This is a genomic window from Limimaricola variabilis, from assembly GCF_014195545.1.
In the GTDB taxonomy this organism is placed as follows: domain Bacteria; phylum Pseudomonadota; class Alphaproteobacteria; order Rhodobacterales; family Rhodobacteraceae; genus Limimaricola; species Limimaricola variabilis.
Genome location: NZ_JACIBX010000032.1, coordinates 1 through 2,444 on the forward strand (window position 1 = coordinate 1; position 2,444 = coordinate 2,444).

Below are 2,444 nucleotides of genomic sequence, written 5' to 3' on the forward strand. Positions count from 1 at the left end.
GATCACTTCAACGATCCCTGGATCGAGTTTGATTTCGAGTTTCTGGGCCGGGACGGAGGCGACTTCGACGGTGACGGGGACATCGACATCCACCATGTCCGCCTCAACATCTATATGCAGGCCGCCTCCGGCGAGGTTGTCACGCTTGAGCAGAGCAATGGGTGGGCACCGGTGATCGTGGACCTTGGCTTCGATGCAACCGAGGTTTCTCACACCTACGAGATGGTGGTCACCGGATCAGAGGCCATCTTCGTTGTCGATGGCACGGTGATCGGTCGCTTCGACAGCAGCGATATGCTGTACGGCACGTGGACGGCCGGGGAGATGAAAGGCTTCGCCAACCTCTGGTGCGTGGATCCTTCACTGGAGGTCTGGGCGGGGGAATGGAAATATTCCGGCCAGCCCATCCGCGGCACCCTCTCGGCAATGGAGGTGAGGCCCGGAGATCTGGGCGGCTTCGAGCCCTTGCCCTCGAACCTGACGCTCAACGGTACAAAGCGCTCCGACGATCTAATCGGACAGAATGGGCACGACATGATCCACGGTCATGAGGGCAATGATGTGCTCCTGGGGAACCGAGGCAATGACTGGCTCTACGGGGGCGAGGGCAAGGACACCCTATTCGGGGGCGCCGGATCCGACATCCTGAATGGGGGCGGGGGCCGGGATATGATCTACGGCGGCGCGGGCGACGGACTGCGCGACGTCTTCGTCTTCTCCTCAACATCCGATAGCGGGCAAGGCAAGCAGTGCGATGAAATCCATGATCTTGTCTCGGGCATCGATCTCATCGACCTTAGTGGAATCGATGCGAACACGAGGACTATGGCTGCGGGCGACCAAGCCTTTCTCTTCAGCCACACCAGCGCACAAGCGCATTCGGTCTGGCACGCAAAATCAGGCTCTGACCTCTTGCTGCGGGGGGATGTCAACGGCGACAGGACACCCGACTTCGAGATCCGCCTTGCGAACGTCAGTGCCCTCACTGCCGGCGACTTCGTCCTGTGAGTAACGGAGGGCTATTCAGCTGCAGCTCAGGACCAAAGGCTGAGTGCAGCGGCCCAGAGGGTCGCCAAGCCGGTGATGATCAAGTTTGCCCCGATATCACGTTCCCCGATGACCTGATCCCATATACGGATCAGCGCCAGCCAAAGAAGCGGGGTAGAGAGCAAGATCCAGCCGCCAAAGCTCACCACGTCTGGCACTATCGTTTGCATTTGGACACCCTCCGGTCTTTGCTATGACGTAACGTCAAATTGCGGCAGGTCTATGAGGGTCGTCGAGGCTGACTGGATCATGTCCTACGGAATTCTCTGATCGCGTCTGTCAATGTGATGTAGCTGAGACGGCCATCATGTTTCTCGGATGGGTGGGATTACGAAAGCCTACCTGAATCGAGGGATGACCGCGAAGACCAAACCAAGCCCATGATGGACCTGAGAGAACTCGTTGAGAAGTGCGGTGCCGCAGACCTTCTTCGGGGGATGATCGGCTTCGCAGCTGAGCGGACCATGAAAGCAGAGGCCGAGGCGAGGACTGGCGCTGCCAAAGGCGCGCGTTCGCCGCTGTGCGAGGTTGACCGGAACGGCTACCGGGGTGTGGCGGGGACGCGCGTGCTGGTCAGGTCACATCGGACATTCCGAAGTTCCCCCAGGCTAGGGACGGGCGCCAGGCAGGTCGGTTCTTCACACTGGCGATAACATTGTTCGGTCGTCGGGGCCAAAGCAGGCTATGTGGACGTCGAAATTTGAAATGGTTAGCCGTGACCTACCATGATGTCCCCACCCAACTACTTGATCGGATGCTGGATTGAATAACCCATTGACCCGGTTCGAGCGACAGGAACCTTGGCAGCCAGCCCGGCACGGGCCGCTTCACGAAGCGGTCTGGCATTTTCTCGCGACGGCCAGCCTGTGCTTCGGGGCTTGGTATCTCTATTGGCGCTGGACCAGTTCGGTGAATTTCGACGCGTTGTGGTTCTCGGTGCCGCTGCTGTTGGCCGAGACCGCCGCCTATATCGGACTGATCCTGTTCGTGCTCAACCTGTGGAGCGCGCGGAGCCCGCAACCCGGCACGCCGCCGGCTAGCTTCGACGAAATCAGCGATGATCCCGATGCGCCAGTGCGCCCGTTGGTGGTCGACGTCTTCTTCGCGACTTACAGCGAGGATCCGGAATTGGTCCGTCTCGGGGTGCGCGACGCCAAGGCGCTGCGCTATCCGCATCCGATCGATGTGCGCGTTCACGTGCTTGACGACGGCAAGCGCGAGGCAATGGCGCAGATGGCGCGCGAGGAAGGCGCGATCTACCAGAGCCGAGAGGGCAATGCAGGGTTCAAGGCTGGGAACCTACGCAACGCGCTCGAGAACAGCTCCGGCGATCTGGTGGTGATCTGCGACGCTGATACCCGGCCCTTTCCGGAGTTCCTTGAGGAGACACTAGGCTA

At 60.2% G+C, this 2,444-nt stretch carries 2 protein-coding genes and 1 pseudogene; all 3 read left to right on the forward strand.

Going from position 1 to position 2,444, the window contains the following annotated elements; translation table 11 throughout:
* Positions 1-1,008, forward strand: a 1,008-nt coding sequence (locus tag FHS00_RS17525; RefSeq protein ID WP_183475385.1) for a M10 family metallopeptidase C-terminal domain-containing protein, incomplete at its 5' end; no start/stop codon positions are given.
* Positions 1,009-1,427: 419 nt separating this feature from the next.
* A pseudogene (locus FHS00_RS17830) lies at positions 1,428-1,595 on the forward strand (IS256 family transposase); the annotation flags it as partial.
* Positions 1,596-1,809: 214 nt separating this feature from the next.
* Positions 1,810-2,444: glycosyltransferase (locus FHS00_RS17530; RefSeq protein WP_183475386.1), on the forward strand; the 635-nt coding region annotated here is incomplete at its 3' end.